This is a genomic window from Streptomyces sp. NPDC028722 (assembly GCF_040637655.1).
Classification (GTDB): domain Bacteria; phylum Actinomycetota; class Actinomycetes; order Streptomycetales; family Streptomycetaceae; genus Streptomyces.
Genome location: NZ_JBEZWU010000002.1, coordinates 550,104 through 575,219 on the forward strand (window position 1 = coordinate 550,104; position 25,116 = coordinate 575,219).

Here is a 25,116-nt window from a genome sequence, read left to right on the forward strand (position 1 = left end):
CCCGCCCGGCCGACTACGCGGCCATGGCATGATCGTGTGCATGCGTGAACGTGTGGTGGCCGCGTGCGACGGGGCTTCGAAGGGCAACCCCGGACCGGCCGGATGGGCGTGGGTGATCTCGGACGACGACGAGCGGACCCCCGTCGGCTGGGCGGCGGGCCCGCTCGGCCGGGCCACCAACAACGTCGCCGAACTCACCGCGCTGGAGCGGCTGCTCTCGGCCGTCGACCCGGATGTGCCGCTGGAGATCCGCATGGACTCCCAGTACGCGATGAAGGCCGTCACCACCTGGCTGCCCGGCTGGAAGCGCAACGGCTGGAAGACCGCCGCCGGCAAGCCCGTCGCCAACCAGGACCTGGTCGTCCGCATCGACGAACTCCTCGGCGGCCGGTCCGTGGAGTTCCGCTACGTGCCCGCCCACCAGGCCGACGGCGACCCGTTGAACGACTTCGCCGACCGCGCGGCCAGCCAGGCGGCCGTCGTGCAGGAGCCCGCCGGCAGCGAGCTGGGTTCGCCGCAACCCCCGCCGTCGCCGGACACCCCGGTGGCGGCCGGGGCGCCGCGCCGGAAGACGCCCCGCCGCACCGGCGGCGGCGCCGCGTCCGCCCGCACCATCAAGGCCAAGTTCCCCGGCCGCTGCCCGTGCGGCCGGTCCTACGCGGCCGGCGAGCAGATCGCCAAGAACGCGCAGGGCTGGGGCCATCCGGAGTGCCGTACCGCCGGGTCCTGATCAGGCGTCGAACGTGTAGAACGCGGTGTGGTCCAGCAGGTCCGCCGGGCGCACGGTGTTCCACGGCTTCATGGTCTCGTTCAGATCCACCACGTCCGGCGTGCCGCCCGCCGGCGCGTAGCCGGCGCCCGGGTGGCGTCGCTGCCACTCCGCCCACAGCTTGTCGATGTAGGCGTGGTGGAGCCAGAACACCGGGTCGTTGGGGGAGACCCCGGTGGCCATCTGCCCGCCGACCCAGACGTGGACCCGGTTGTGCAGGTTGACCCCGCGCCAGCCCTCCAGGTGGTTGCGGAAGCCGTCCGAGGCGCTGTTGTACGGCGCCATGTCGTACGTCGCCATGGACAGCACCGATTCGACCTCGGCACGGGTCGGCAGCTCGCGCACGGCCGTGCCGAGCGAACGGCGCAGGAAGGTACGGCCGTCCACCCGCACGTCGACCGGCCAGTTCCCGGCGGACGCGGCGAACGGGCCGTCCATCACCCGGCCGTCGGTGCTGCGCCCGGTGCCGCCGAGGAAGTCCGGCGCCCACAGGGAGGCGCGCACCGTGCGGTCGGTGCTCCAGTCCCAGTACGGCAGGGCGACCGTGGGGTCCACGGACTGGAGCGCCTGCTCGAAGTCGAGCAGGAATCTGCGGTGCCAGGGCAGGAAGGAGGGCGAGCGGTGGCCGGTCCGCTCGCCGGTGTCGGTGTCCGCCATGATGAACTCGTTGTGCGTGCGGACGAAGTCGTCGTAGCGTCCCGCGCGCTTGAGTTCGAGGACGGCGGCGACGAACCGCCGCTTCTCGTCGGCGGTCAGGGCGGCCTGGTTCTTGCGTACCGTCATGGTGCGGGGTGCTCCGGATTTTCGTGCGGGGGCGGTCAGTTGGCGGGGAGCGGCAGCAGCGCGGAGCCCTGGAGCTCGTCCACCGCGGCCCGGGCGGCGGCGCGCGGGGTGGGCACCGGGGCGTAGTGGCTGACGACGCTGATCCAGCTGCCGTCGGCGTTGCGCATCACGTGAAGCTGCACGCCGTCGACGAACACCGCGTAGCCGCCGCCGTGTTCGTGGTGGTGTCCGCCGTCGCTCGACGGACGGCCCTGTATCCGTCGGCCCTGGTAGACCTCGTCGAAGGATTCGGGTGCCGCCGGTTCGTGATGGCCGGCGGCGGACGCGGCGGGCGCGACGAGGGTGGCGGCCGTGGCCGTCGTGGCGACGGCGGCTGCCGCGGTGAGCGCACGGCGCCGGGTGATGCCGGGCATGCGGGTCCTCCTCAGGAGTGATGGAGTGTGACGACGCATGCCTATCGGGCGTTACGGGAACGGAAGAAATCGCCCGGAACGGGTTGGCTGTGATCCGGACAATCAACCACATGTCGTGCAGAGTTGAACCAAGATGATCTTGCTGTGCCCCGGTGCCGATCCACGGCGGAACGGGGAATTCCTTGCCGGGGCACCCGGCTTCCCGATGATCCTTTCCGGGGGCCGCCCGTCCGAGTGGCGCGGCTCACCACGCCAGGCTGACGCGATCGAGCGGGTCGGCCGGACTGCTACCGTCCGGTGCCGATCGACCACATCCGGTGACAGTCAGGGGTGCGCGCGTGAAGGTCGTCTGTGTCGGAGGCGGGCCCGCGGGCCTGTACCTCGCCATCCTGCTCAAACGGCAGGACCCCTCCCACGACATCACCGTCCACGAACGCGACCCCGAGGGCTCCACCTACGGCTGGGGCGTGACGTACTGGCGCGGCCTCCTCGACAAGCTCCGGGCGCACGACCCCGAGTCGGCGCGGGCGATCGAGGAGCACTCGGTCCGCTGGAACGAGGGTGTCGCCCACGTCCGGGACCTGGCGGCCCGCCACCACGGGGACGAGGGCTTCGGCATCGGCCGCCACCGGCTGCTCGACCTGCTCGCCGGCCGGGCCCGCGCCCTCGGCGTCCGCCTGGAATTCGAGAGCGCCATCGGCGAACCGCCCGCCGCAGCCGACCTCGTCGTCGCGGCCGACGGCGTCCACAGCGCCCTGCGCACCCGGCACGCCGGGCACTTCGGCACCCGGATCACCGCCGGCCGCAACCACTACATCTGGCTCGGCACCACCAAGGTCTTCGACGCCTTCACGTTCGCCTTCACCGAGACCGGCCACGGCTGGATCTGGGCCTACGGCTACGGTTACGGCGACGGCCACAGCACCTGTGTCGTCGAGTGCTCCCCGGAGACCTTCACCGGCCTCGGCCTGGACCGGGCGGACCGGTCCGAGGGCCTCGTGCTGCTGGAGAAGCTCTTCGCCGGCGTCCTCGACGGCCACCCCCTCATCGCCCGCCCCGGCGCCTCCTGGCTGACCTTCCGCACCCTCACCAACCGCACCTGGCACCACGGCGGCCTCGTCCTGCTCGGCGACGCCGCCCACACCACGCACTATTCCATCGGCGCCGGCACCACCCTCGCCCTGGAGGACGCCATGTGCCTGGCCGGCGCCCTGAAGGAGCACGCCGCCCTGCCCGACGCCCTCGCCGCCTACGAGCGCCGGCGCCAGGCCGAGCTGCTGTCCGTGCAGAGCGCGGCCCGCTACAGCGCCCAGTGGTACGAGAACCTGCCCCGCTACATCCACCTGCCCCCGCACCGGATGTTCGCCCTGCTCGGCCAGCGCCACTCGCCCCTGCTGCCGTACGTCCCCCCGCAGCTGTACTACGGCCTGGACCGGGCGGCCGGACGGCTGGAGGCGCTCCGCAGGCTCAAGCGCTGGCTCGGCCCCCGCGCCGCCCGCGCCCTGCACGCCCGGTCCACGGCCCGCCGGGACTGACGAGACGCTGGTGAATAGTCATTCACCCGATAAGGTGAATTCATATTCACCTCGCCGTCCGTGCTGCCCGCAGGAGCCCCGATGGACCAGCCAGCCGCCATACCCCCGCCGCCCGGCACCGGCACGCCGCTCCGGCTGCGCGACCGGCTCACCATCCCGGTGCTCGCGTCGGGCGGCATCCTCATGGCGGTCATGCAGACCGTGGTCGTACCCCTCCTGCCGGACCTGCCCCGGCTCACCGGATCGTCACCGGCCGCCGTCTCCTGGATGGTCACCGCGACCCTGCTCGCCGGCGCCGTCCTCACCCCCGTGCTCGGCCGGGCCGGCGACATGTACGGCAAGCGCCGGGTGCTCACCTCCGCGCTCGCCCTGATGACCGTCGGCTCGGTCCTGTGCGCGCTGTCCTCGGACATCCGCGTGCTCATCGCCGCCCGCGCGCTCCAGGGCGCCGCCGCCTCCGTCGTCCCGCTCTCCATCAGCATCCTGCGTGACGAACTCCCGCCCGAACGCCGGGGGTCGGCGGTGGCGCTGATGAGTTCCACCGTCGGCATCGGCGCCGCCCTCGGGCTGCCGCTCGCCGCGCTGGTCGTGCAGTACGCCGACTGGCACACGATGTTCTGGCTGACCAGCGCGCTCGGTGCGCTCGGCGTCACGGCGACCTGGTGGGCGGTCCGGGAGTCCCCGGTGCGCGAGCCCGGCCGCTTCGACGTCCTCGGCGCGCTGGGACTCGCCGCCGGGCTGGTCTGCCTGCTGCTGGGCGTCTCCCAGGGCGGCACCTGGGGCTGGGGGAGCGAACGGGTCCTCGGGCTGTTCCTGGCCGCCGTCGCCGTCCTCGCGCTGTGGTGGTGGCAGCAGCTGCGCAGCGCACGGCCGCTGGTCGACCTGCGCCTGGTCACCCGGCCACGGGTGGGCCTGTCCCATGTGGCGGCCCTGCTGACCGGGTTCGCCTTCTACGCCAACTCGCTGGTCACCGCCCAGCTGGTGCAGGCACCCGAGGCCACCGGCTACGGCCTCGGCCTGTCCATCGTCGCCACCGGACTGTGCCTCCTGCCCGGCGGCGTCACCATGCTGCTGTTCTCGCCGCTGTCGGCCCGCATCTCGGCCACGCGCGGCCCCCGGATCACGCTCGCCCTGGGCGCCGCCGTCATCGCCTGCGGCTACGCGCTGCGCATCGCCGACAGCCGCGACCTGTGGATGATCATCCTGGGGGCCACCGTGGTCGCGACCGGCACCACGCTCGCCTACTCGGCGCTGCCGACCCTGATCCTGCGCGCCGTCCCGGCCGCGCAGACCGCCTCCGCCAACGGCGTCAACGTCCTCATGCGCACCATCGGCCAGGCCGTCTCCAGCGCGGCCGTCGCCGCCGTCCTCGTCCACCACACCAGCCCTCTCGGCGGCATACCCGTCCCCACCCTGCACGGCTACCTCCTCGCCTTCGCGATGGCGGGCGCCATCGCCCTCGCGGCCTGCGCGGCGGCCCTGACCATCCCGGGCGACGAGCCCGCCGACCGCGGCCGGCGCGCCCGCGGGGCCACCCGGGGCGCGCGCGACGGGGCGATGGAGGGAGCATGACGGGCATGACCACGCCGGCCGGCCGGGAGGCCGCCCCCGCACGCCGGGACGCCGAGGCCACCAGGGCCGACATCCTGAAGGCGGCCCGCCACCTCCTGGCCCGGCACGCCCACGCCGACATCACCCTCAGGGCCGTCGCCGAACGGGCCGGTGTCAGCCCGCCCCTGATCCTGAAGTACTTCGGCAACAAGGACGCCCTCTTCGCCCGCGTGATGTCCTTCGACGCCGACGCCGACGCCCTGCTGGACGCCCCGCTGCACGACCTGGGCCGGCACATGGTCCGGCACGTGCTGTCCAGCCAGCGCGACCGCGGCGCCGACCCGCTGCTGCGCATCGCCTTCGCCCCCCTGCACGGCGACCACGGCGACGTGCTGCGCGCCAACTTCCGCGCCCAGGTGACCGAACGCCTCGCCGCCCGGCTCACCGGCCCCGACGCGGGCCTGCGCGCCGAACTCGCCGTCGCCGCGCTCGTCGGCCTCGGCGTGATGTACGGCATCGCCCGCGGCCCGCACCTGCGTGAGACCGCCGCCGACACCGTCGCCGACCGCTACGGGCCCGCCGTACAGGCCCAGCTGACACCCGGCCGCTGAGCCGGCGCGGCCCGGCGCCGGACAGGCCCGCCGGAGCGCCCCGTTCCACGCGACGCCGTGCCGGATGACAGACTGGCGCCATGGACGAACGCGTGATCGGCAGGTCGGGTCAGTGGGCATCGGTGGTCGGACTCGGCACATGGCAGCTGGGTGCCGACTGGGGTGACGTGGACGACAAGGAAGCCCTGTCCGTCCTGGAGGCGGCGGCCGAGTCGGGGGTCACGTTCTTCGACACGGCCGACGTGTACGGCGACGGGCGCAGCGAGGAGACCATCGCCTCGTTGCTGCGCGGCCGTCCCGACCTGCACGTGCTGGTGGCCACCAAGATGGGCCGCCGGGTCGAGCAGATCCCCGGGAACTACGTCCTGGACAACTTCCGTGCCTGGAACGACCGCTCGCGCCGCAACCTGGGCGTCGACCGCATCGACCTCGTCCAGCTGCACTGCCCGCCCACCCCGGTCTACTCCTCCGACGCGGTCTTCGACGCCCTGGACACCCTGGTCGAGGAGGAGCGCGTCGCCGCGTACGGGGTGAGCGTGGAGACCTGCGCGGAGGCCCTCACCGCGATCGCCCGGCCGAACGTGGCGAGCGTGCAGATCATCCTCAACCCGTTCCGCATGAAGCCCCTGTACGAGGTGCTGCCCGCCGCCCGCGAGGCCGGCGTCGGCATCATCGCGCGCGTGCCCCTCGCCTCCGGGCTGCTGTCGGGCAAGTACACGCGGGACACGGTGTTCGCGGCCAACGACCACCGCTCCTTCAACCGCCACGGCGAGGCCTTCGACCAGGGCGAGACCTTCTCCGGCGTCGACTACGCCACCGGGGTGGAGGCCGCCGCCGAGTTCGCCGCGCTCGCGCCCGAGGGATACACCCCCGCCCAGCTGGCGCTGCGCTGGATCATCGAGCAGGACGGCGTGACCACGGTCATCCCGGGCGCGCGCAACCCGGGGCAGGCCCGTGCCAATGCCGAGGCGGCCAAGCTGCCGCCGCTGCCGCGGGAGACGTTCACCGCGATCCGGGAGCTGTACGAGCGCCGGATCAGCGACCAGGTCGAACACCGCTGGTAGACCCGGGTGCGCGGACCGTTTGAACGAACGGCCGTGCGGTTACACGCACCGCATGACGGAGGCAGGACTGCGTACAGGACGCGACGAGACCGAGGAGGAGCGGGCGGACCGGAAGTGGGGTGAACTCATCCAGGAGGTCCGCGTGGCGCAGACGGGCGTGCAGATCCTGTTCGGGTTCCTGCTGACCGTCGTCTTCCAGCCGAAGTACGTGCGGCTCACGGACACCGATCAGGTCATCTACATCGTGACCGTCGTCCTGGGCGCCTGCGCGACCGGCGCCCTCATCGGACCGGTCTCCCTGCACCGCCTGGTCTCCGGCCGCCGGGTGAAGCCGCAGGCCGTGCGGCTCGCCTCCCGGCTGACGTTCGTCGGGCTGGTGCTTCTGCTCGCCACGATGACGTCGTCGCTGCTGCTGATCCTGCGGGTGGCCACGCACGACGGCTACGTGCCGTACCTGGTCTCGGGCGTCGTCGCCTGGTACCTGGTGTGCTGGTACGGCCTGCCCCTGTGGGCCCGCCGCAAACACACGGACCGGTCGGACGACTAGGACCCCGTCCGGCCCGTCACTGGCCCACCCGTCCGTCGACGCACTCGCGCAACAGGTCGGCGTGGCCGCAGTGCCGGGCGTACTCCTCGATCCTGTGCACCTGGAGCTCCCGGACCGCGATCCGCTCCCTTCCCAGCCGCTCCCCGAGATCCGGGTGCCGGGCCAGTACGGCGTCGGTCGCGGCCTGCTCGCGCTCCAGATCGGCGTAGGCGGCGTCGACCACGGCCTGTTCGGCGACCGCTCCGTCGAAGTCCGCGTCCCTGGCGCCGTACAGCTTCGGCAGCGGCTCGCCCTCGGTGATCCAGTTGCGCCAGTCGCGTTCCACCTCGGCGAGGTGCCGGATCAGACCGAGCAGTGACATCGTGGACGGCGGGACCGAGCGCCGGGCCAGCTGCTCGGCGTCCAGGTCCTCGCACTTCATCCGCAGGGTGGTGCGGTAGTTCGTCAGGAAGTCCGACAGCGTCGCCGGCTCGCCCTCCGGTTCGGCCCCGTCGTCCCGGGGGTCGTCGGCGGGGTCGGCCCACATGTCGGGGTGGACGGTCGCCCGGGTCCATCGTGCCGGTCGGTCGCTCATGCCCCGCATGGTGGTCCGCGGCGCCCCCGTCGCGCCACCGAATTGTCGTCACAGCGCGCGCAGCTGACGGTCGTGGACCCGGCTGAGCAGCAGCACGGACAGCAGGGATCCGATCAGCGCGCAGCACATGTCCCACTGGGTGTCCCAGACATCGCCCTGGGTGGCGAGGAAGGCGTCCGCGCCGTGCCCGCCGATCTCCGCCGCCAGCCACTCCAGCAGTTCGAAACAGGCGCTGAACGCCAGGCAGGCGCACACGGTGAGCGGCGCCAGCCAGCGGCTGCCGCGCAACGGCGAGGTCCGGCTGAGCAGTTCCCGCACCAGCACGGCCGGGACGAAGCCCTGCATCAGGTGCCCGAAGCGGTCGTAGGGGTTGCGGTCAAGACCGAAGGTGTCGCGCACCCAGTCACCCGCCGGGACCTGCGCGTAGGTGTAGTGGCCGCCGACCGCGAGGACCAGCGCGTGCGCGGTCAGCAGCCCGCACAGCAGCCCCGTCAGCGGGAAGCGCCGCCAGGCCAGCACGGCCAGGGGCAGCCCGGCCAGCACCCACACCGTCTCCAGGAGCCAGGTGGTGCGGTCGCGCGCGCCCCACGCCGACGCGGCCAAGCCCGCCGCCGCCACGGCGGCGTAGAGGGCGGGCGGCACGCGGCGCGGCGCGCGGAACGGGAGGGACGGCGCTGCGGTCACGGCGGGGCTCCTTGCCTGCGGGGCTTCGGGGGACCCCATCGTGGCGCCGGACCGGGACCGCGGGCATGAGTACGGCTACTCAGCCGCGGAGAGGATCTCCTCCAGCAGCTCGTCCACCGCGACGCGTTCCCGCCCCGGCGGGACGACCCGGTAGGTCTCGCGCAGGAACGAGGCGATCGCGGGCGCCCAGGCGAACACGACCGCGTGGTGCCGTCCGCCGTCCGCCCGCACGTCCCCGAGGAACTCCAGCCGCAGTTCGTGCCACAGGCCGGTGGCCTCCGGCCGCATCCGTACGTCGCCGACCCCGACCGGCCCGGCCAGGCCGTCGGAGAGCATCTGCCGGTCCAGCCGCCAGCTGGCCAGCACATGGCCGTCGTGCGCGAAGGCGGCGGTCACGGCGAACGGGTCGCCGGCGTCGTAGCTGAGGTGGGCCAGCACCGGACACCGGCCGGTACCGTGCGCAAGGAGCTGCACCACCAGGGTCTTGTGCACGAACGAGTTCACGCGGGGGCCTCCGGGACGATCGGCGTAGAGCCCTCTAGTACCCCGGTTGTGGCCGAGATGCTCATCCGTGTGACCGATTCCGCTGACCCGTGCGGGACGCGGCCGGCCGGCGGGCGTCAGGCGAAGGCCTCCCGCAGGGCCGGGAGCAGGGTCTTCGACGACCAGTCGAGGAACTCCGGCTGCGAGTCGCCGCCGATCTGCACCAGGGCGATCTCCCCGAACCCGGCCTCCGCGTAGGGCCGTACGGCCTCCACGAACGCCTCCGGGTCGTCGCCGCACGGGATGGAGGAGGAGACGTCGTCCTCGGTGACGAACTGGGTCGCGGCCTCGAAGGAGTCGGGGTGCGGCAGCTCGGCGTTCACCTTCCAGCCCAGGCCGAACCAGCGGAACTGGGAGTGGGCGCGCTTGACCGCCCTCTCCCGGTCGGTGTCGTAGCAGACGGGAAGCTGGCCGACCCGGGGCTTGCCGCTGCCGCCGTGCCGGTCGAAGGCCTCCAGCAGACCCGCCTTCGGCTCCGTCGCGATGACCAGGTCGGCGAGGTGTCCGGCGAGCTTGCACGACCGTTCACCGGAGACGGCGAGACCGATCGGCGGCGCCTCGTCCGGCAGGTCCCACAACCGGGCCGACTCCACGTCGTAGTGCTGCCCGTGGTGCGTGACATGGCCGCCCTCGAACAGCGCGCGGATGATCTGCACGGCCTCCTCGAGCATCTCGTGGCGCACGTCCACCGGCGGCCAGCCGCCGCCCACGACGTGCTCGTTCAGGTTCTCGCCGGCGCCGAGGCCGAGCCGGAACCTGCCTTCGGACAGCAGCTGCACGGTCGCCGCCTTCTGCGCCACGATCGCCGGGTGGTAGCGCAGGATGGGGCAGGTGACATAGGTCATCAGCGGGATCCGCGAGGTGGCCTGGGCGGCGGCGCCCAGCACGCTCCAGGCGTACGAGGCGTGTCCCTGCGAGCGCAGCCACGGGAAGTAGTGGTCCGAGGTCACCGAGAAGTCGAACCCGGCCTCCTCGGCCTGCACGAGGTGGTTCACCAGGTCCCGGGGGCCGGCCTGCTCCGTCATCATCGTGTATCCGATTTGCACCATGGGGAGCGAGTCCCCGGCCCGGCCGCCGGAAAACGGCCCACGGGCACCCGGTCAGTCCTTCGGCGCACGGAACGTCCCGAGGAACGTCCGCAGCGCCAGCCGGCCGGCCGCGTTCCCCCAGGCCCCGGCGGGGGTGGTGAAGCGCAGCGAGAAGCCCCGGGCCCCGCCCAGCAGGAAGCCCCGCCCGAAGGTGTGCGTCCGCGAGTCCCCCGATCCCGTCAGCCACTCCAGGTCGGCGGCCCTGTGGCCCTGGTAGGTGGTGGCCCGGACGGCGCCGACGCGGTGGTAGCCGGGCAGCCTCGCCAGCCCGGGCTCCACGTCGTCCCGCCAGACCGCGACCGGGTCGGGGCCGACGCGCTCGCTGTAGGTGACGGCGAGGGCGGTCGGTTCGCCGCCGCGGCCGAAGGTGACCCGGTAGGCGAGGCCGCCCACCCGGGAGGTGGCCAGCCGCCGCCAGCCGTCGGGCAGCGCCACCGAAAAGCCCTCGGGGGCGGTGTACCGGTGGTAGCCGGCCGGCAGGGCGGGGGAGGCCGACGGGGGCGGGGCGGGGCCGGCGGGCGGGGTGGCAGGCGGGGTGGCGCCGCCGGTGGGCCGGCCGGCCGGGGCGGTGGCCCGGCGCGGCGGTCCGGCGGTGTCCGTGCCGGGCAGCGCGCCGGTCGCGGCCAGCACCGCGGCGGCGACGGCGGTCACGGCGAGCGCGGCGGCGACGGCCAGGAGCCGTCGGCCGCGCCCGGGGCCGGCGGCACCCCGGTACGCGCCGCGTACCCGGGGCACGGGCGCGGGCCGGTGGTCCGCGTCCGTGTCCTCGGTCAGTGCCCGGGTCAGGGCCTCGTGGACCACCGGCCGGGTCAGCCGCTCCCGCGGGTCCTTGCGCAGCAGCCCCTGCACGGCCCGGGTGAGCGGGCCGGCGCGCAGCGGGGTGCGCAGCGGCAGCCGGTCGACGGCCTTCAGCGTGGCGTCGGGCCGGCCGCGGTCCCGGAACGGCGGCCGGCCCTCGACCATCGTGTACAGCAGCGCTCCCAGTGCCCACAGGTCGGCGGCGGGGCCCAGGCGTTCGTCGCGGGCCTGCTCCGGCGAGGCGTACGAGGGGGCCGTGAGCCGCGGCACCAGGGTCGCGCCGGCCAGGCCGAACCCGGTGACGACGACCGGGCCGTCGTCCCGCACGAAGACCTGGCCGGGGCTCAGTTCCCCGTGGGTGATGCCCGCGTCGTGCGCCGCCCGCAGCACGTCGAGCAGCTCCAGGCCGGTGCGTGCGGCGCGCACCGGGTGGAAGGAGCCTTCCCGGGCGAGGAGTTCGCCGAGCGGTAAGCCGTCGATCCACTCGGTGACCGTCCACAGGGTGCCGGCCTCCACCACGGCGTCGACGACCGCGGCCACCTGGCCGGGGAGGAGCAGCCGCATGGTCTCGGAGGTGCGGACGACCCGGGCCGTGACGCGGCGCGCGGTGTCCTCGGCGACGGGTTCCGGCAGGGCCGTCTGTGTCACCAGGCGGGGCTGCTCGGCCGCCGTGTCCTCGGCGTACCACCACAGGCGGTTCGTCTCCCGGGCGAAGACCTCCAGCAGCCGGTACCGCCCGGCGACCCACTCGTGTCCGCAGACGTGCGTCTCGACCATGGTCATCCCTCGCTGAAGCCCCTGCCGCGTCTTTCCCAGAGGTACGCGGGGCGCGCGGGGGTGCGTTCAGCGAATCCTCAATTCACGCCCCCTTTCCGCCTTTCATTCATACGTTCGAGGGCCGGTGCGGTGCCGGATCGGCCGCCCCGCCGCACGGCAGCCGTCTCACAGCAGGCCGAACCGCTCCGCCCAGCCGTGCAGTTCCCCGGGTGTCGTGTTGCCCCCGCAGACCACGAGCCCGAGCCGGGCGCCGTCACCGGCCCGAGCCGCCACCTGCCGGGCCGCCGGCAGCAGACAGCCCGCGGCCGGCTCCGCCCACACCTTGGCGTGGTCGGCGAGGTCCAGGCAGCCCTGCACGGCGTCCCGGTCCGGGACGACCAGGACGTCCTCGACGAGCGCGGACACATGGTCGTACGTCAGCTGCGCCACCGAGGGCGCGCTCAGGGTCGTGACCAGGGAGGACAGCGGCACCGGTACCGGGCCGCCCGCCCTCAGCGCGCCGGACATCGCCTCCGCTCCCTCGGTCTCCACGCCCCACACGCGCACCCCCGGGCGCAGGGCGCGCAGGGCTGCGGCGACCCCGGCGATCAGACCACCGCCGCCGACGCTGACGACGACGTCCGTCAGCTCCCCGGCGTCCTCGGCCAGTTCCAGACCCACGGTGCCCTGTCCGGCGATCACCACCGGGTCGTCGAACGGGTGGACCAGGGTGAGCCCCTCGTCCCGCAGCCGCGTCACCAGCTGGAAGGCGCTGTCCATGCCGTCGGTGAGCCGCACCGACGCCCCGGCTTCCTCGGCGAGCGCGAGGGAGCGCGCGGGCGCGGTCCGCGGCATCACCACGGTCGCCTTCACGTCGAGGGCCGCCGCCATCACCGCGAGCGCGACACCGTGGTTGCCGCCGCTGACCGCGACCACGCCGGCCGCGCGCTCCGCCGCGCTCAGCGACAGCAGCTTCGCCGTGGCCCCGCGGGCCTTGAACGAGCCGGTCCGCTGGAGCAGTTCGAGCTTGGCGGTGACCGGGACGCCGAGCAGCGCGCCGAGGCCGGGACTCGGTACCGTCGGTGTCCTGACGACGTGTCCGGTGATCCGCTGTGCGGCGGCTTCGATGTCCGAGATACCGATCACGGTGCTCCATCCTTCCGGCGCGGATCGGGAACCGCGCCGGAACGGACCTTGACCCGCCGGGACGCCCCAGGTCAACGCCGTATCGGATGATGACTACCGCGCGCGGTCCGCCAGCAGGTCCAGCAGCCGTGCCAGTTCCCCGGCGGCCCCGCCGGCCAGGGGCGTGCCGGCGAGCAGCGCCCGCGCGGCGGCCGTGTGGGCGCGGGCCTCGGCCAGGGCAGCCGCCCGGCCGCCCGCCGCCTCGACCAGTGCGGCGGCCTCCTCGGCCCGGCCCGGCGAGTCCAGCAGTGCGGGCAGGTCCCGGGCCGCCGGGGAACCGAGCGCGGCCAGCACCGGATAGGTCTTCTTCCGCTCCCGCAGGTCACCGCCCACCGGCTTGCCGGTGACGGCCGGATCGCCCCAGATGCCCAGCACGTCGTCGACCAGCTGGAAGGCGGTCCCGAGGTGCCGCCCGACCCGGTCCAGGGCGTCGGCCGTGGCCCGGGGGGCCCCGGCGAGCGTGGCGCCCAGTGCGGTGGCACAGCCCAGCAGCGCGCCGGTCTTGCCCTCCGCCATCGCCCGGTACTCCGCCGCCGTCACCCGTTCCGGCCCGGTCCACGGCCGGGTGGCGAACAGCAGGTCGTCGGCCTGCCCGCGCACCAGATCGGCGAGGGCCGACGAGAGCAGCCGTACCGCGCCGGGGCCCTCGGGGGCCGCGGCGAGCACGTCCACCGCCAGCGCGAACAGGGCGTCCCCGGCCAGTACGGCCGGGCCCGTCCCGTAGGCCCGCCACACGGCCGGGCGGCCGCGCCGGACCGCGTCCCCGTCCATGATGTCGTCGTGCAGCAGCGAGAAGGCGTGCACCAGCTCCACCGCGACCGCCGCCGGCACCCCCGCCCGCCCGTCGGCGCCCGCCGCCTCGGCGCCCAGCACGGCCAGCGCCTGCCGTAGGCCCTTGCCGCCCGGGGCGGCGGCGGGTGCCCCGCCGACCTCGCACCAGCCGAAGGTGTAGGCGGCCATCTCGGCCACCCATGGGTGCAGCCGCCCCACCGCGTCCTCCAGCGCGGGCCGTACCAGCTCCCGGCAGCGGGTCAGGGTGAGCAGGGCCGGGTCCTGCACCGGTGTGCCGAGCGCCGTCACCGGGCGGCCTCCGTGTCGAGACCGAACTCCCGCTGGGCCCGGGCCACCATCTCCCGGGCGTGCCGCAGCCCGCTGCGCTCCAGCGTCCGGGCCAGTCCGGCGAGTTCGGCGGCCGTCTCGGCGCGGTCGCGGCCGAGGCGGGCGAGGGACTTGGCGAGGCCGAGCCGGGACAGCGCCTCGCCGCGCGGCTCGCTCATGGTGCGGAACTCGGCGAGCGCCAGCTCGTAGCGGTCCCGGGCCTCGGCGTGCCGCCCGGCGCGGTAGAGGACGTTGCCCTGCATCTTGTGGTTGTAGGCGAGGGCGCTGGACAGGTTCATCTCGCGGCAGGTGGCCTCCGCCTCGGCCAGCAGCTCAAGGGCCCGCTCGGTGGCGCCGTCGCGCACGGAGAGGACGTCCGCGAGTCCGCGCAGTGCCCAGGCGTACCCGCGCCGGTCGTCGGCCCGGCCGGCTATCTGCGCCGCCTCCTCGAACAGTGCGTACGCGCGGTCGAAGTCGCCGGTGTTGCGGTGCATCTGGGCGATGCCCTCCAGCGCCCACACCGTGTGCCGGGCCTCGCCCCGCCTGCGTGCCTCGGCCAGCAGCTGTTCGTGCAGCCGGCCGACCGCCGCGTAGTCGCCCTGGATGCGGCCGGTCTCCGCGAGGCCGGCCAGCGAGTAGCCGCGGACGACGACGTCCCCGCCGCGCTCGCCGAGGTCGGCGGCGAGTTCCAGCAGCCGCCGGGCCAGCGGGAACGCCCCACGCTGGCGGGCCAGAGTGCCGCCGCTCCACAGTGCCCACGCCATCGCGGCGGTGTCGCCGGCCTCCCGGGCGGCGCGGTAACTCGCCTTCCAGGCCAGGTCGGCGTCCCGCACATGGCCGAGCCGCCGGTGCGCCTCGGCGACGGCGAGCCCGCAGCGCGCCGCCTCGCCGGGCAGTCCGGCCCGCTCGGCCTCGCGCAGCCGTTCGGTGCCTTCGGCCAGCACGTCGACCAGCGAGGAGTTCACGGACAGGGTGGTCAGGGCGCCCTGGTACTCCGGGGCGGAAGCCTTGCCGTACATGCGTACCCTTCTATACACAGAGTGTATACACAGCGTGCATAGCGTCTCGGAAAAATGCCCCGGCCCGAGGGCCGGGGCTCGGTCTGTCGCTGGTCAAGACGCCGGTGCGGCGGCGGGGGTTGCCCGGGCGGCGCAGCTCACTTGTGAAGGTTCAGTGCTGCTGTGGCTTCTGGGGCGTCAGCTCACTCGGCCGCACCACCACGTACCCCTCGCCCTGGAGCATCAGCTGCACGGCCTCACCGGAACCGCCGCGCAGCATCGAGCCGAGGGACTGCGAGCGGTGCAGCGAGGTCTCCAGGCGCGCGGTCCAGCCCACCACCGCGTCCGTGTCGACGTACACCGGCGCCTGCGCGGTCACGGGTATCACCAGCGGGTTGCCGTCGCAGACCAGGCCGAGCCGGCCCTGTCCGCTGAACACGCTGTTGAACAGGCCGCCGCCGGCGATGCCCGACCCCTTCACCGTCTTGATCTCGTACGACAACGAGGCGTCGAAACACAGGACGTTGCGGCCGTTGACCGTGAACCGGTCGCCGGCCTCCACCTCGACGATGAAACAGTTCTGCGCCTCGTGCGCGAACCAGGCCTCGCCCTGTCCGCGCACCGCCATCAGGGGCAGTCCCTCACCCGTGACCGCGCGCTTGAGCATGCCGCCGACGCCCTGCCCCTTGCGCTCGAACTTCAGGTCGCCGCGGTAGGCGACCATCGCGCCCTGCCGGGCGTGCATCTCGCCGTTCACCGCGTATCTGAGGCACTTGGCGTTCTCGACGGACATCCCCGGCTCGACGGCCGGCTGCACCACGTGCTGACTGGAGAAAAGATCACCCTTCATGCGGGGCATGGTGTCCCGGACGACAGCGTTCCGCCAAGATCACGGAACGTACCGGTTCGGCCACGGAAGGGCCTTCACTGCTCGACCGCCCCCGCCTTGCCGCAGAACGCCGGGTCCAGGGCGCCCGCCAGGGTGTCGAGCACCTTGTCGTTGTTCGACGTGTTCGCCATCGCCGTGAGGCTGCGCCGGCCGTCCTTCGTGGTGAACGCGTACGTGTAGTAGCCCTGCACGGCCCCCGTGTGCCCGTACACCGACACCCCGCAGGACAGGTCCCGCCGCCGCAGCCCGAGCCCGTACGCCGTCGTGTCGTTGACCCGGGTGAACCGTTCCATCTCGGCGAGCCGGGCGGCGGACATCAGCCGTCCGCCGAGCAGCGCGCCGTAGAACGTGTCGAGGTCCCGCGCGCTGGAGATGACCGCACCCGCGCTCTGCGCCCAGGACACGGTCTGGGCGGTCGCGTCGACGGGCGCGGCGCCCGCCGTGTCCGGGGTGAGGTACCCGCGGGCGTACCGCCCCGGGATCGCCGTCCGCGGATGGACGTAGAACGTGTCGGCCAGTCCCAGCGGCCCGATGATGCGGTCCCGGTACGCTGTCGCCACGGGCCGGCCCGTGAGCTTCTCGATGAGCAGGCCGGCGACGACGAAGTTGGTGTTGGAGTACGCGTAGGCGGCGCCCGGCGCGTTGGTGCGGGGCTTCTTCAGGGAGAGGGCGACCAGCTGGCGGTAGGTGAAGACCTTGTTCCGCACCGCCTCGAAGCCGGAGACGCTGTGGGCGAACATGTCGTTCGTGTAGTCGTACAGTCCGCTGCGGTGGCTGAGCACCTGACGGACCGTGATCCGGTCGTCGGGCAGCAGCTTCGGCAGGTACCGGTTGACCGGCGCGTCGAGCGAGAGCCGGTGCTCGTCGGCGAGCTGGAGCAGGACGACGGCCGAGAACGTCTTGGTGATGCTGCCGACCCGGAACCGGTCCTGCGTGCTGATGGCCCGCCCGCTGCCCCGGTCGGCGACACCGCGCGTGACCCGGTACGTCAGTCCGTGGTCGTCGATCCGGGCCAGCGCGCCCGGCGCGCCCCCGTCCACCGCCGACCGCAGCACCGCGGCGACCCCCGCCGTGTCCGGCGCCGGGAGCGCCGCTGCCGCCGGGGCGTCATGCTCCCCGGCCACGGCCCGCGCCGGGACCGTGAGGAATGACAGCGCGACCGCCCCGAGGACCGCTCCCCGCCCCACCGCTGCTGAGACCATCCGGTACCCACTCCCATCGGTTCGGTTTCTGATGCGATATCGGTCACATTCCGCCCTGGGAACCTAGGGGATCGGGGCGACGTCTCCCCAGGCGACACACAGTTGGTGGTCCGATGATCACTCTGTGGCGCCCGTTCGTAAAGGATTGCCATAGAAGTTCGCGAAATGGATCATTCCGGCTTTACGTGCACATGACTGATCCGACAGGGTTACCCCCCGGGGGCGTCAGACAAGCCCCCATGGCGCCCGACTGCGCCATTTCTCAAGGCGGTTGGTGACCCCGGCCGCCTTCGAACGAAGGAACCCTGATCAGATTGCGTAGAGCGCACATACGCTCCGTGGCGATCGCCATCGCGGTGACGACGGCTGCCACGGGCCTGGCCGGTACGGCCTTCGCGGGTCCCTCCACGGGGGTGGAGCGGACCGCCGCCTCCGCCGCCTCGAACGCCACGCTGGTGGTGGAGGCGGCGCGCACCGCGGCCTTCACGCACGCGTCGGCGACCGGCGTCTCGAAGGGCGACGAACTGCACGCCCAGGACGTCATGATCGACCCGGAGGGCGCCCGGCACGTCCGCTTCGTCCGGACGCACGGCGACCTGCCGGTGCTCGGTGGCGACCTCATCGTCCACCTCGACCGGAGGCTCGGCTACACGGGCGTGACCCGCGCGGCCGACCACACCGTCGAGCCGGCCGCCAAGGCCCGCCTGACCCCGGCCCAGGCCGCCGCCGAGGCCGCCGATGCCGCCAAGGGCGACGCGGGCGCCGCCCGGCTCGTGGTGGACGCCCGGGGTGGCGCCTCCGCGCTCGCCTACCAGGTCACCGTCACCACCGACGACGACTCCCACACGGTCGTCGTGGACGCGGTCACCGGCAAGGTGCGCAGCAACACGCCCGTCCGGGACGAGTTCCTGTCGCCGAAGCTGGTCGACACCCTGCGCGAGCGCGGCGAGAGCGCGGACCCGGCCACCGGTGCCGGCTCCGCCACCACCGCGTCCGGCCTGCTCGGTTCGGGCGTCTCCGGCGCCACGCGCTACCCGTCGGCCGCCAAGGGCACCGGCAAGACGCTCTTCGTGGGCACCGTCGGCCTCACCACCACGCAGACCTCACGCGGCCACTTCCAGCTCAAGGACCCGAACCGGTACGGCACCGAGACGCGGGACGCCAAGGGCTCGCAGACGGAGAAGTTCAGCGCCGGCACGAAGTTCACCAACACGACCGACGTGTGGGGCAACGGCGCGACCACCAGCCGGGTCAGCGCCGCCGCGGACGCCCAGTACGGCATCACCAAGACCCTGGACTTCTACAAGGCCACGTTCGGGCGCAAGGGCATCGCCAACAACAGCAAGCCCGCCCAGGCGATGGTCCACTGGGGCACGAAGGTCGGCAACGCCTTCTGGGACCCGGACTGCAACTGCATGCTGTACGGCGACGGCGACGGCAAGATGTTCAAGAAGCCGCTCGTCGTCCTCGACGTCACCGGTCACGAGCTGACCCACGGCGTGGTGGAGGCGACCGCCAACCTCCAGCCGACCTTCGTCGACACGCTGGGCAACCAGTACGGCGAGCCCGGCTCGCTGAACGAGTCGCTCGCGGACATCTTCGGCTCGAACGTCGAGTTCTACGCCAAGAACGCGAAGGACACGCCGGACTACCTGATCGGCGAGAAGATGGGCCTCGCCCAGAAGTTCCTGCGCCGCCTGGACCACCCGTCGCTCGACAAGCTCGAGGGCACGATCGACTACTGGAAGCCGGAGGTGTACGGCACCGAGGTGCACGCCGGTTCGGGTGTCTCCTCGCACGCCTACTACCTCCTCGCCGAGGGCAGCGGCAAGAAGACGATCGGCAGCGTCACCTACAACTCGCCGACGTACCACAACATCACGGTCAAGGGCATCGGCCGCACCAAGGCGACCGCCATCTACTACCGTGCGCTCACCCGCTACATGGTCTCCGACACCGACTTCCACCAGGCGCGCCTCGCGACGCTGAAGGCGGCCAAGGACCTGTACGGCGCGAACAGCACCGAGTACAAGACGGTGGACAGGTCGTGGTCGGCGGTCAACGTCACCGCCGCCAACACGCCGGCCGCCCGCCACTGACGGACGCCCGCACACCCGGCAGCACCGGATGCCCCGCCCCGCGCGGGGCATCCGTGCTCCCGGCCCCGTGCGGACGGCCCGGAGTCGGGATCCCGCGGAACGCCCGGGTGGTGCGCCGTCCGCCGGCGGCTCAGCGCAGCTTCTGCGCCCAGTCCGCCGGGACCCGGCCGGCCGGACCGGGTGCCGGCTGGTCAGCGGGGTGGCCGGCCGGGGGAGCGAGTTCGGGCCCGGAGCCGTACAACTCCTCCGTGGCGAAGTTCCAGAACCAGGCCTCACCCGGCTCGAAGCTGCGGATCACCGGGTGCCCCGTCTCCCGGTAGTGGGCGGTGGCGTGCCGGCCGGGGGAGTCGTCGCAGCAGCCGATGTGCCCGCACCGCGCGCACCGGCGCAGATGGAACCACCAGCCGCCGGCCTCCTCGCACTCCACGCAGCCCGTGCCGCTCGGCGGGACCCGGGGGTCGATCTCGTCGGCCTCGTTCATTCCTGCTCCTCCTCGTGTGTGCCGGCGGTCAGGGGCAGCAGCACCTGGAAACGGGTGTCCCCGGGCACCGACTCCACCCGCAGGGTCCCGTGGTGCTTGTTGACGACGATCCGCCAGGAGATGTCCAGGCCGAGCCCGGTGCCCTCGCCGACCGGCTTGGTGGTGAAGAACGGGTCGAAGATCCGGTCCCTGATCTCCGGCGGCACGCCGGGTCCGGTATCCCGGAACTCCACCAGCAGCCGCTCGCGGTCGAGCGCGGTCCGCACGGTCAGCGTGCCCTCCCCGCCGGCGCTCCGGACGGCCGAGACGGCGTTGTCGACGAGGTTCGTCCACACCTGGTTCAGCTCCGCCGGGTAGGCCGGCACCGGCGGCAGCGTACGGTCGTAGTCCTTGACGACCTCGATGCCCGGGCCGATCTTCCCGGACAGCATCAGCAGCGTGCTGTCGAGGAGTTCGTGGACGTCCACCTCGCGGTACGGCGCCCGGTCCAGCTGCGCGTACTGCTTGGCGGCGTCGACCAGCTGCGAGACGCGGGTGGTGGAGTCCTCGATCTCGCTCATCAGCAGCTCGGTCTCGATGGTGTAGTTCAGCCATCCGACCGCGTTGGGCAGGACCTCCTCGCCGACGGCCGCCGCGACCTGCTCCAGCCAGTCGACGTCGAGTCCGGCCTGCACGAACGTGGGCGCCACCTGCCAGCCCTGCTCGAAGCCGTGGTCCGCGAGCCAGTCGGTGAGCCGGTCCTCCCGGTCGGACGCCTCCAGCGGGCCGAGCGCCGGCGCCTTCGCCACCCGTTCGGCGGTGCGCTCCTGGATCTCGATCAGGCGGGCCAGCACGTCACGGGAGAACGGCCCCCCGGCGATCACGCCGAGTTTGTGCCGCATCTTCGCGACCCGCTCCCGCAGGGCCGAGGTGGCCCGGACGGCCGCCGCCGCCGGATTGTTCAGCTCGTGCGTGAGCCCGGCCGACAACGAGCCGAGGGCGAGCAGCCGTTCCCGCTGCCCGATCATGGCCTGTGTGTTCTTCGAGCCGAAGAACAGCCCCTCCAGCAGGTGCACGGCCATCGGGAACCACTCGCGCATCACCTCCGCGAAGAGGTCCGCCGGCAGCACGAAGAACCGGGTCGGCTCCGTCACCCGCATCGAGTTGTTGTAGACCTGCGGCACCCGCTCGCCGAGGTAGGCCTGCATCGCGCCCGCGTACACCCCGGGCTGGGAGGCGCGGGTGACCTCCACGTCGTCGCCGCCGACCCGGCGGGACAGCACGACCGTGCCCTGGATCATCACGAAGAAGCAGGTGGCGGGATCGCCCTCGGTGTACACGGGGCCGGGCTGGAACAGCTCCACCCGGCCCGCGCCGCACAGCCGGCCCAACTGCTCGGGGCTCAGCTTCTCGAAGAGGAACAGCGAGCCGATCTCCCCGGGGGCGCACGGCATGACCTGCCCGCTCATGACTGCTCCAGATACCGGTGGACGAGCATCACGGCCATGGCTCCCTCTCCGACGGCGGACGCGACCCGCTTGGCGGACTCGGCGCGGGCGTCGCCGGCCACGAACACGCCGGGAACGCTGGTCTCCAGGTGGTACGGCGGCCGGTCCAGCTCCCAGCCGGCCGGCGGACGCCCGTCGGCGGTCAGGTCGGGGCCGGCCAGGATGAAGCCGCGCCCGTCGCGCAGCACCGCCTCGCCCAGCCAGTCGGTCAGCGGAGCGGCGCCGATGAACACGAACACCCACTGCGCGTCGACCTGTTCGGTCTCCCCGGTCACCGTGTGACGCAGCGTCAGCCGCTCCAGACGGCCGGAGCCGTGCGCCTCGTCGACGACCGTGTGGCAGCGCACCGAGATGTTCGGGGCCTCGCCGATCTGCTGGATCAGGTAGTACGACATGGACGCCGACAGGTCCGCTCCGCGCACCAGCAGAGTCACCGACTTCGCGCCCCGGGACAGGTACATCGCCGCCTGGCCCGCCGAGTTGGCGCCGCCCACGATGTACACGTCCTGGCCCTGGCAGGAGGCCGCCTCGGTCAGCGCCGAGCCGTAGAACACCCCGCAGCCGGTGAGGTCGGCGCAGCCCGCGGCGTCCAGCTGCCGGTACTGCACCCCGGTCGCCAGGATCACGCTGTGCGCGGCGATCGCCGAGCCGTCATCGAACCGGATGACCCGCGCGGCGCCGCAGGCCTCGAGCCCGGTCACCTCGCGCGCGGTCAGGATCTCGGCGCCGAACTTGGCCGCCTGCCGCCGCGCCCGGTCGGTGAGCTGGGCGCCGGAGACGCCGTCGGGGAAACCGAGGTAGTTCTCGATGCGCGAGCTCTGCCCGGCCTGCCCGCCGGTCGCCGACCGCTCCACCAGCACGGTCCGCAGCCCCTCGGACGCCCCGTACACGGCGGCGCCGAGCCCGGCCGGTCCGCCGCCGATCACGACGAGGTCGTAGAACTCGGCCGTCGGCGTCGTCGCCAGGCCCACCCGGGCCGCCAGCTCGGGCGCCTCCGGCTCGACCAGGGCGCTGCCGTCCGGGGTGATCACCAGCGGGAGCCGCTGCCCGTCCTGCCCGGCCGCCGCCAGCAGCCGCTGCCCCTCCGGTTCCTCCACCGAGTACCAGCGGTAGGGCACCTGGTTGCGGGCCAGGAACTCGCGCACGTCCGAGGACCGGGCCGACCAGCGGTGGCCCACGATCTTGGTGCTGGGCACCGGCCGGTAGGCGCTGCTGCGCCAGGTCTCCAGCAGGTCGTCCAGAACCGGATAGAGCTTCTCCTCCGGCGGGTCCCACGGTTTGAGCAGGTAGTGGTCCAGGTCGACCACGTTGATCGCGTCGATCGCGGCGTCGGTGTCGGCGTACGCGGTCAGCAGCACGCGGCGCGCGCCCGGATACACGTCGAGTGCCTGCTCCAGGAACTCGATGCCGTTCATCTGCGGCATCCGGTAGTCGGCCAGGATCACGGCCACCAGGTCGCCGCGCAGCTTCAGCTCCCGCAGCGCCTCCAGCGCGGACTCCCCGGACTCCGCGCGGACGATCCGGTACGACGCGCCGTAGCGCCGCCTGAGATCGCGGGCGACGGCGCGGGAGACCCCCGGGTCGTCGTCCACGGTCAGGATGACGGTCCGCGCTGTGTCGGCGTCCTGTGCCATACGTCTCCCACTCCGGGTGCCGGTTCCCACCGGACGGTGTCACGAGGACCACCGCGCCGGTGCGAAGCCATCGTATGTTCGATCGCCTCGGTGCGCTCACGTGTCCGGGGTGCCCCCCGGTGCGGGGCGGACGACCCGGACACGGGATCGTCGTGCCCGTGCGCACCCGTGCCCGATAGTGGGCACCAGCACCACGAGGACCGGCGACGAGGAGGCCCAGGGATGACACGCCCGATCACGGCAGGGGTGGACGGTACGGAGGAGAGTCTGGCCGCGCTGGACTGGGCGGCCCGGGAGGCCGTCCGCCGGGGGCTGCCGCTGCGCGTGGTCCACGTGTGGCGTTACGCCGAGACCCTCGCCGCCGCCGACCGCGACACCCAGCACGGCTGGGTGTCCCGGGGCGTGTCCGAGGCCGTCCTCGCCGTCTCCGGGCGGCACCCGGGGCTGACGGTGGGCGTCGACGTGCTGGAGGGCGGGGCCGCGGAGACGCTGGCCGGCGTGGCGGCCGACGCCGAGATGCTGGTGCTGGGCTCACGCGGGCACGGACCCGTCGTCGGCTTCCTGCTCGGCTCGGTCGGCCAGCAGGTCATCGCGGAGGCGGCCCGGCCGGTGGTGCTGGTGCGCGCGAAGGACGAGGCCGCGGCCGAGGCGGCCGGGCGGGACGTCGTGGTCGGCCAGCAGGGCGGCCCCGAGGACAGTGCGGCGGCGCTGCGGTTCGCCTTCGAGACGGCGGCGGCCCGCGGCGCGACCGTCCGCGCCGTCCGGGCGTGGACCCTGCCGCCGGTGTTCGCCTACAGCCCCGGCTCGCTCAGGCTGCTCGACGACGCCGGCGGCCTCGAACCGTACGAGCGGCAGGCGCTGGCCGACGCCCTCCGGCCGTGGCGGGAGCGGTTCCCCGCGGTGCCCGTGGCGGAGCACATCGAGATGGGCAGCGCGGGCCAGGTGCTGCTGTCGCTGGCCGGGCGGGCCCAGCTGGTGGTCGTCGGGCGCCGGGCGCACCGCACGGCCGTCGGCGCCCGGATCGGCTCGGTCGCGCACGGCGTGCTGCACCACGCGGACTGTCCGGTGGCCGTGGTCCCGCACGCCTGAACTACTCGGGGCCCGTCGGCTCCAGCGTGGCCCGGGCCTTGGGCAGCACCCGGTCGATGTAGTCCGTCACGGCGACGTCGAGGCCTATGTCGTGCTGGGCGCGCTCGGACAGGTACCAGCGGTGTTCGAGGAGTTCGTGGTAGATCTCCGCCGGGTCCATGGAGCCGCGCAGCTCCGGCGGCACCGCCCGCACGGTGGGCCGGAACACGTCCCGCACCCAGCGGTGGGCCAGCACTTCCGGGCGGGCGGCGAGGGGATCGGCCGGGGCGTGGTCGTCCTGGGTGGCCATCCAGCTCTCCAGGTCGTTCAGCAGCCGCCGCGCCTGGTTCTCCTCGGCGTCCAGCCCCGTCAGCCGCAGCAGCTGCCGCTGGTGGTGGCCGGCGTCGACGACCTTCGGCACGAAGGTGACGGTGTCGCCGTTGGAGGAGTGCTCGATCTGCATCTCGGCCACGTCGAAACCGAGGTCGTTCAGACGGCGGATGCGGCGCTCGATGTAGTGGTACTTGCCCGCCGGGTACACCGAGGTGCGGGTCAGCTCCTGCCACAGCCCCTGGTAGCGGGTGCAGATCTCGTGGCCGAAGTCGACCGGGTCGACGGAGGGGTGCAGCGCGCCGGACGCCTCCAGGTCCAGCAGCTCGCCGCTGATGTTCACCCGGGCCAGGTCGAGGTCGTACTCCCGCTGCCCCGGACTGAGCCGGGGGTGCAGGTCGCCGGTCTCGGCGTCGACCAGATAGGCCGCGTAGGCGCCGGCGTCCCGGCGGAACAGGGTGTTGGACAGCGAGCAGTCGCCCCAGGCGAACCCGGCGAGGTGCAGCCGCACCAGCAGTACGGCGAGGGCGTCCATCAGCCGGTGCATGGTCGCCGGGCGCATGGTCGTCTCGAACATCGACCGGTACGGCAGCGAGCCGCGCAGATGACGGGTGACCAGTACGGGCTCCAGCGGGGCTCCGGAGCGGCCGGTGCGCCCGGTGACCACGGCCAGCGGGTCGACGGCGGGGATGCCGAGGCGGTCCAGGTCGCGCAGCAGCCCGTACTCGCGCAGCGCGGGGCGTTCGGCCAGTTCCTTGACGGCGATCACTTCGTCGCCGGCGCGTGCGTACCGCACGACGTGCCGGGAGATACCGCGGGGGAGCGGCACGAGGTACTCCTCGGGCCACTCCTCCAGGGGCGTGTCCCAGGGCAGGGCGAGCAGAAGAGCGGGGTGCTCCGGGTTGGTGGCGTTGATCTGCAAGGCCATG

General features: G+C 73.3%; 24 protein-coding genes. 8 read left to right on the top strand and 16 right to left on the bottom strand.

The genetic code is table 11. From position 1 onward, the window contains the following. Positions 1 to 28: 28 nt before the first annotated feature. A complete protein-coding gene (locus AB0F03_RS05010; RefSeq protein WP_361986589.1) occupies positions 29 to 730 on the top strand; it encodes a ribonuclease H in 702 nt (233 codons plus the stop codon). Here AB0F03_RS05010 and AB0F03_RS05015 read toward each other — a convergent pair whose 3' ends face one another. Continuing rightward, positions 731 to 1,552 (bottom strand): tyrosinase family protein, encoded by an 822-nt coding sequence (locus tag AB0F03_RS05015; RefSeq protein ID WP_361986590.1) that lies wholly within the window; start codon positions 1,550 to 1,552, stop codon positions 731 to 733. It abuts the gene before it with no gap. Between the two features lie 35 nt (positions 1,553 to 1,587). Further along, positions 1,588 to 1,965, bottom strand: coding sequence for a tyrosinase cofactor (locus tag AB0F03_RS05020; protein ID WP_361986592.1), 378 nt, complete (start codon positions 1,963 to 1,965; stop codon positions 1,588 to 1,590). Positions 1,966 to 2,303: 338 nt separating this feature from the next. Between AB0F03_RS05020 and AB0F03_RS05025 the strand changes: the two genes are divergently transcribed. The 5 genes from AB0F03_RS05025 to AB0F03_RS05045 all read left to right on the top strand — a co-directional run bounded on the left by AB0F03_RS05025 (position 2,304) and on the right by AB0F03_RS05045 (position 7,273). Then, a complete protein-coding gene (locus AB0F03_RS05025; protein ID WP_361986593.1) occupies positions 2,304 to 3,500 on the top strand; it encodes an FAD-dependent monooxygenase in 1,197 nt (398 codons plus the stop codon). Between the two features lie 81 nt (positions 3,501 to 3,581). Then, positions 3,582 to 5,072 (top strand): MFS transporter, encoded by a 1,491-nt coding sequence (locus AB0F03_RS05030; protein WP_361986595.1) that lies wholly within the window; start codon positions 3,582 to 3,584, stop codon positions 5,070 to 5,072. After that, positions 5,069 to 5,662: a TetR family transcriptional regulator gene (locus AB0F03_RS05035; RefSeq protein ID WP_361986597.1), complete on the top strand. Its 594-nt coding sequence runs from the start codon at positions 5,069 to 5,071 to the stop codon at positions 5,660 to 5,662. Before AB0F03_RS05030 ends, AB0F03_RS05035 begins: the two co-directional genes overlap by 4 nt. An 80-nt stretch (positions 5,663 to 5,742) precedes the next feature. Then, positions 5,743 to 6,726 (top strand): aldo/keto reductase, encoded by a 984-nt coding sequence (locus AB0F03_RS05040; protein WP_361986599.1) that lies wholly within the window; start codon positions 5,743 to 5,745, stop codon positions 6,724 to 6,726. Between the two features lie 52 nt (positions 6,727 to 6,778). Further along, complete coding sequence (locus AB0F03_RS05045) at positions 6,779 to 7,273, top strand: DUF6328 family protein (protein WP_361986601.1); 495 nt, start codon at positions 6,779 to 6,781, stop codon at positions 7,271 to 7,273. A 16-nt stretch (positions 7,274 to 7,289) separates the two neighbouring features. Here AB0F03_RS05045 and AB0F03_RS05050 read toward each other — a convergent pair whose 3' ends face one another. From AB0F03_RS05050 to AB0F03_RS05095, 10 genes are all read right to left on the bottom strand, one after another. Then, positions 7,290 to 7,856, bottom strand: coding sequence for a DinB family protein (locus AB0F03_RS05050; RefSeq protein ID WP_361986603.1), 567 nt, complete (start codon positions 7,854 to 7,856; stop codon positions 7,290 to 7,292). A gap of 39 nt (positions 7,857 to 7,895) precedes the next feature. Beyond that, the gene (locus tag AB0F03_RS05055; RefSeq protein WP_361986604.1) at positions 7,896 to 8,531 is read right to left on the bottom strand and encodes a DUF2238 domain-containing protein; all 636 of its coding nucleotides are present in this window, start codon (positions 8,529 to 8,531) and stop codon (positions 7,896 to 7,898) included. Positions 8,532 to 8,606: 75 nt separating this feature from the next. Beyond that, positions 8,607 to 9,035 (bottom strand): SsgA family sporulation/cell division regulator, encoded by a 429-nt coding sequence (locus tag AB0F03_RS05060; RefSeq protein WP_361986606.1) that lies wholly within the window; start codon positions 9,033 to 9,035, stop codon positions 8,607 to 8,609. A gap of 116 nt (positions 9,036 to 9,151) precedes the next feature. Beyond that, entirely contained in the window at positions 9,152 to 10,123 is a 972-nt protein-coding gene (locus AB0F03_RS05065) for an LLM class F420-dependent oxidoreductase (protein WP_361986607.1), read from the bottom strand. Positions 10,124 to 10,174: 51 nt separating this feature from the next. Next, positions 10,175 to 11,743 (bottom strand): serine/threonine-protein kinase, encoded by a 1,569-nt coding sequence (locus tag AB0F03_RS05070; protein WP_361986609.1) that lies wholly within the window; start codon positions 11,741 to 11,743, stop codon positions 10,175 to 10,177. A gap of 159 nt (positions 11,744 to 11,902) precedes the next feature. After that, a complete protein-coding gene (locus AB0F03_RS05075) occupies positions 11,903 to 12,862 on the bottom strand; it encodes a threonine/serine dehydratase (RefSeq protein WP_361986611.1) in 960 nt (319 codons plus the stop codon). A 93-nt stretch (positions 12,863 to 12,955) separates the two neighbouring features. Further along, positions 12,956 to 13,981, bottom strand: coding sequence for a polyprenyl synthetase family protein (locus tag AB0F03_RS05080; RefSeq protein ID WP_361986613.1), 1,026 nt, complete (start codon positions 13,979 to 13,981; stop codon positions 12,956 to 12,958). Beyond that, positions 13,978 to 15,018 carry a tetratricopeptide repeat protein gene (locus tag AB0F03_RS05085; protein ID WP_361986615.1) on the bottom strand — a complete coding sequence of 347 codons (1,041 nt, stop codon included), beginning with the start codon at positions 15,016 to 15,018 and terminating at the stop codon, positions 13,978 to 13,980. The genes AB0F03_RS05080 and AB0F03_RS05085 overlap by 4 nt, the downstream gene beginning before the upstream one ends. A gap of 151 nt (positions 15,019 to 15,169) precedes the next feature. After that, positions 15,170 to 15,847, bottom strand: coding sequence for an AIM24 family protein (locus tag AB0F03_RS05090; RefSeq protein WP_361986617.1), 678 nt, complete (start codon positions 15,845 to 15,847; stop codon positions 15,170 to 15,172). 74 nt (positions 15,848 to 15,921) lie between these two features. Further along, positions 15,922 to 17,088, bottom strand: a complete 1,167-nt coding sequence (locus AB0F03_RS05095) for a serine hydrolase domain-containing protein (protein WP_361986619.1) — start codon at positions 17,086 to 17,088, stop codon at positions 15,922 to 15,924. Positions 17,089 to 17,426: 338 nt separating this feature from the next. Here AB0F03_RS05095 and AB0F03_RS05100 point away from each other — a divergent pair, with 338 nt between their 5' ends. After that, positions 17,427 to 19,187 carry a M4 family metallopeptidase gene (locus AB0F03_RS05100; RefSeq protein ID WP_361986621.1) on the top strand — a complete coding sequence of 587 codons (1,761 nt, stop codon included), beginning with the start codon at positions 17,427 to 17,429 and terminating at the stop codon, positions 19,185 to 19,187. Between the two features lie 130 nt (positions 19,188 to 19,317). Here AB0F03_RS05100 and AB0F03_RS05105 read toward each other — a convergent pair whose 3' ends face one another. From AB0F03_RS05105 to AB0F03_RS05115, 3 genes are read right to left on the bottom strand one after another with little or no spacing between them, the layout of a single operon-like run. Further along, a complete protein-coding gene (locus tag AB0F03_RS05105; RefSeq protein ID WP_361986623.1) occupies positions 19,318 to 19,668 on the bottom strand; it encodes a UBP-type zinc finger domain-containing protein in 351 nt (116 codons plus the stop codon). After that, positions 19,665 to 21,116: an ATP-binding protein gene (locus tag AB0F03_RS05110; protein ID WP_361986625.1), complete on the bottom strand. Its 1,452-nt coding sequence runs from the start codon at positions 21,114 to 21,116 to the stop codon at positions 19,665 to 19,667. The genes AB0F03_RS05105 and AB0F03_RS05110 overlap by 4 nt, the downstream gene beginning before the upstream one ends. After that, positions 21,113 to 22,789: an FAD-dependent oxidoreductase gene (locus AB0F03_RS05115; RefSeq protein WP_361986627.1), complete on the bottom strand. Its 1,677-nt coding sequence runs from the start codon at positions 22,787 to 22,789 to the stop codon at positions 21,113 to 21,115. Before AB0F03_RS05115 ends, AB0F03_RS05110 begins: the two co-directional genes overlap by 4 nt. 222 nt (positions 22,790 to 23,011) lie before the next feature. Between AB0F03_RS05115 and AB0F03_RS05120 the strand changes: the two genes are divergently transcribed. Next, positions 23,012 to 23,878 (top strand): universal stress protein, encoded by an 867-nt coding sequence (locus AB0F03_RS05120; RefSeq protein ID WP_361986628.1) that lies wholly within the window; start codon positions 23,012 to 23,014, stop codon positions 23,876 to 23,878. A gap of 1 nt (position 23,879) precedes the next feature. Here AB0F03_RS05120 and AB0F03_RS05125 read toward each other — a convergent pair whose 3' ends face one another. Further along, a complete protein-coding gene (locus AB0F03_RS05125; RefSeq protein ID WP_361986630.1) occupies positions 23,880 to 25,115 on the bottom strand; it encodes a DUF4032 domain-containing protein in 1,236 nt (411 codons plus the stop codon). Between the last annotated feature and the right edge of the window lies 1 nt (position 25,116).

Coding starts and splice junctions, on each gene's coding strand:
- AB0F03_RS05105 (WP_361986623.1), bottom strand. CDS start 19,668: ATGAACGAGGCCGACGAGATCGACCCCCGGGTCCCGCCGAGCGGCACG.
- AB0F03_RS05020 (WP_361986592.1), bottom strand. CDS start 1,965: ATGCCCGGCATCACCCGGCGCCGTGCGCTCACCGCGGCAGCCGCCGTC.
- AB0F03_RS05090 (WP_361986617.1), bottom strand. CDS start 15,847: ATGAAGGGTGATCTTTTCTCCAGTCAGCACGTGGTGCAGCCGGCCGTC.
- AB0F03_RS05035 (WP_361986597.1), top strand. CDS start 5,069: ATGACGGGCATGACCACGCCGGCCGGCCGGGAGGCCGCCCCCGCACGC.
- AB0F03_RS05050 (WP_361986603.1), bottom strand. CDS start 7,856: ATGCGGGGCATGAGCGACCGACCGGCACGATGGACCCGGGCGACCGTC.
- AB0F03_RS05070 (WP_361986609.1), bottom strand. CDS start 11,743: ATGACCATGGTCGAGACGCACGTCTGCGGACACGAGTGGGTCGCCGGG.
- AB0F03_RS05115 (WP_361986627.1), bottom strand. CDS start 22,789: ATGGCACAGGACGCCGACACAGCGCGGACCGTCATCCTGACCGTGGAC.
- AB0F03_RS05030 (WP_361986595.1), top strand. CDS start 3,582: ATGGACCAGCCAGCCGCCATACCCCCGCCGCCCGGCACCGGCACGCCG.
- AB0F03_RS05015 (WP_361986590.1), bottom strand. CDS start 1,552: ATGACGGTACGCAAGAACCAGGCCGCCCTGACCGCCGACGAGAAGCGG.
- AB0F03_RS05045 (WP_361986601.1), top strand. CDS start 6,779: ATGACGGAGGCAGGACTGCGTACAGGACGCGACGAGACCGAGGAGGAG.
- AB0F03_RS05010 (WP_361986589.1), top strand. CDS start 29: ATGATCGTGTGCATGCGTGAACGTGTGGTGGCCGCGTGCGACGGGGCT.
- AB0F03_RS05120 (WP_361986628.1), top strand. CDS start 23,012: ATGACACGCCCGATCACGGCAGGGGTGGACGGTACGGAGGAGAGTCTG.
- AB0F03_RS05095 (WP_361986619.1), bottom strand. CDS start 17,088: ATGGTCTCAGCAGCGGTGGGGCGGGGAGCGGTCCTCGGGGCGGTCGCG.
- AB0F03_RS05110 (WP_361986625.1), bottom strand. CDS start 21,116: ATGAGCGGGCAGGTCATGCCGTGCGCCCCCGGGGAGATCGGCTCGCTG.
- AB0F03_RS05065 (WP_361986607.1), bottom strand. CDS start 10,123: ATGGTGCAAATCGGATACACGATGATGACGGAGCAGGCCGGCCCCCGG.
- AB0F03_RS05125 (WP_361986630.1), bottom strand. CDS start 25,115: ATGGCCTTGCAGATCAACGCCACCAACCCGGAGCACCCCGCTCTTCTG.
- AB0F03_RS05040 (WP_361986599.1), top strand. CDS start 5,743: ATGGACGAACGCGTGATCGGCAGGTCGGGTCAGTGGGCATCGGTGGTC.
- AB0F03_RS05085 (WP_361986615.1), bottom strand. CDS start 15,018: ATGTACGGCAAGGCTTCCGCCCCGGAGTACCAGGGCGCCCTGACCACC.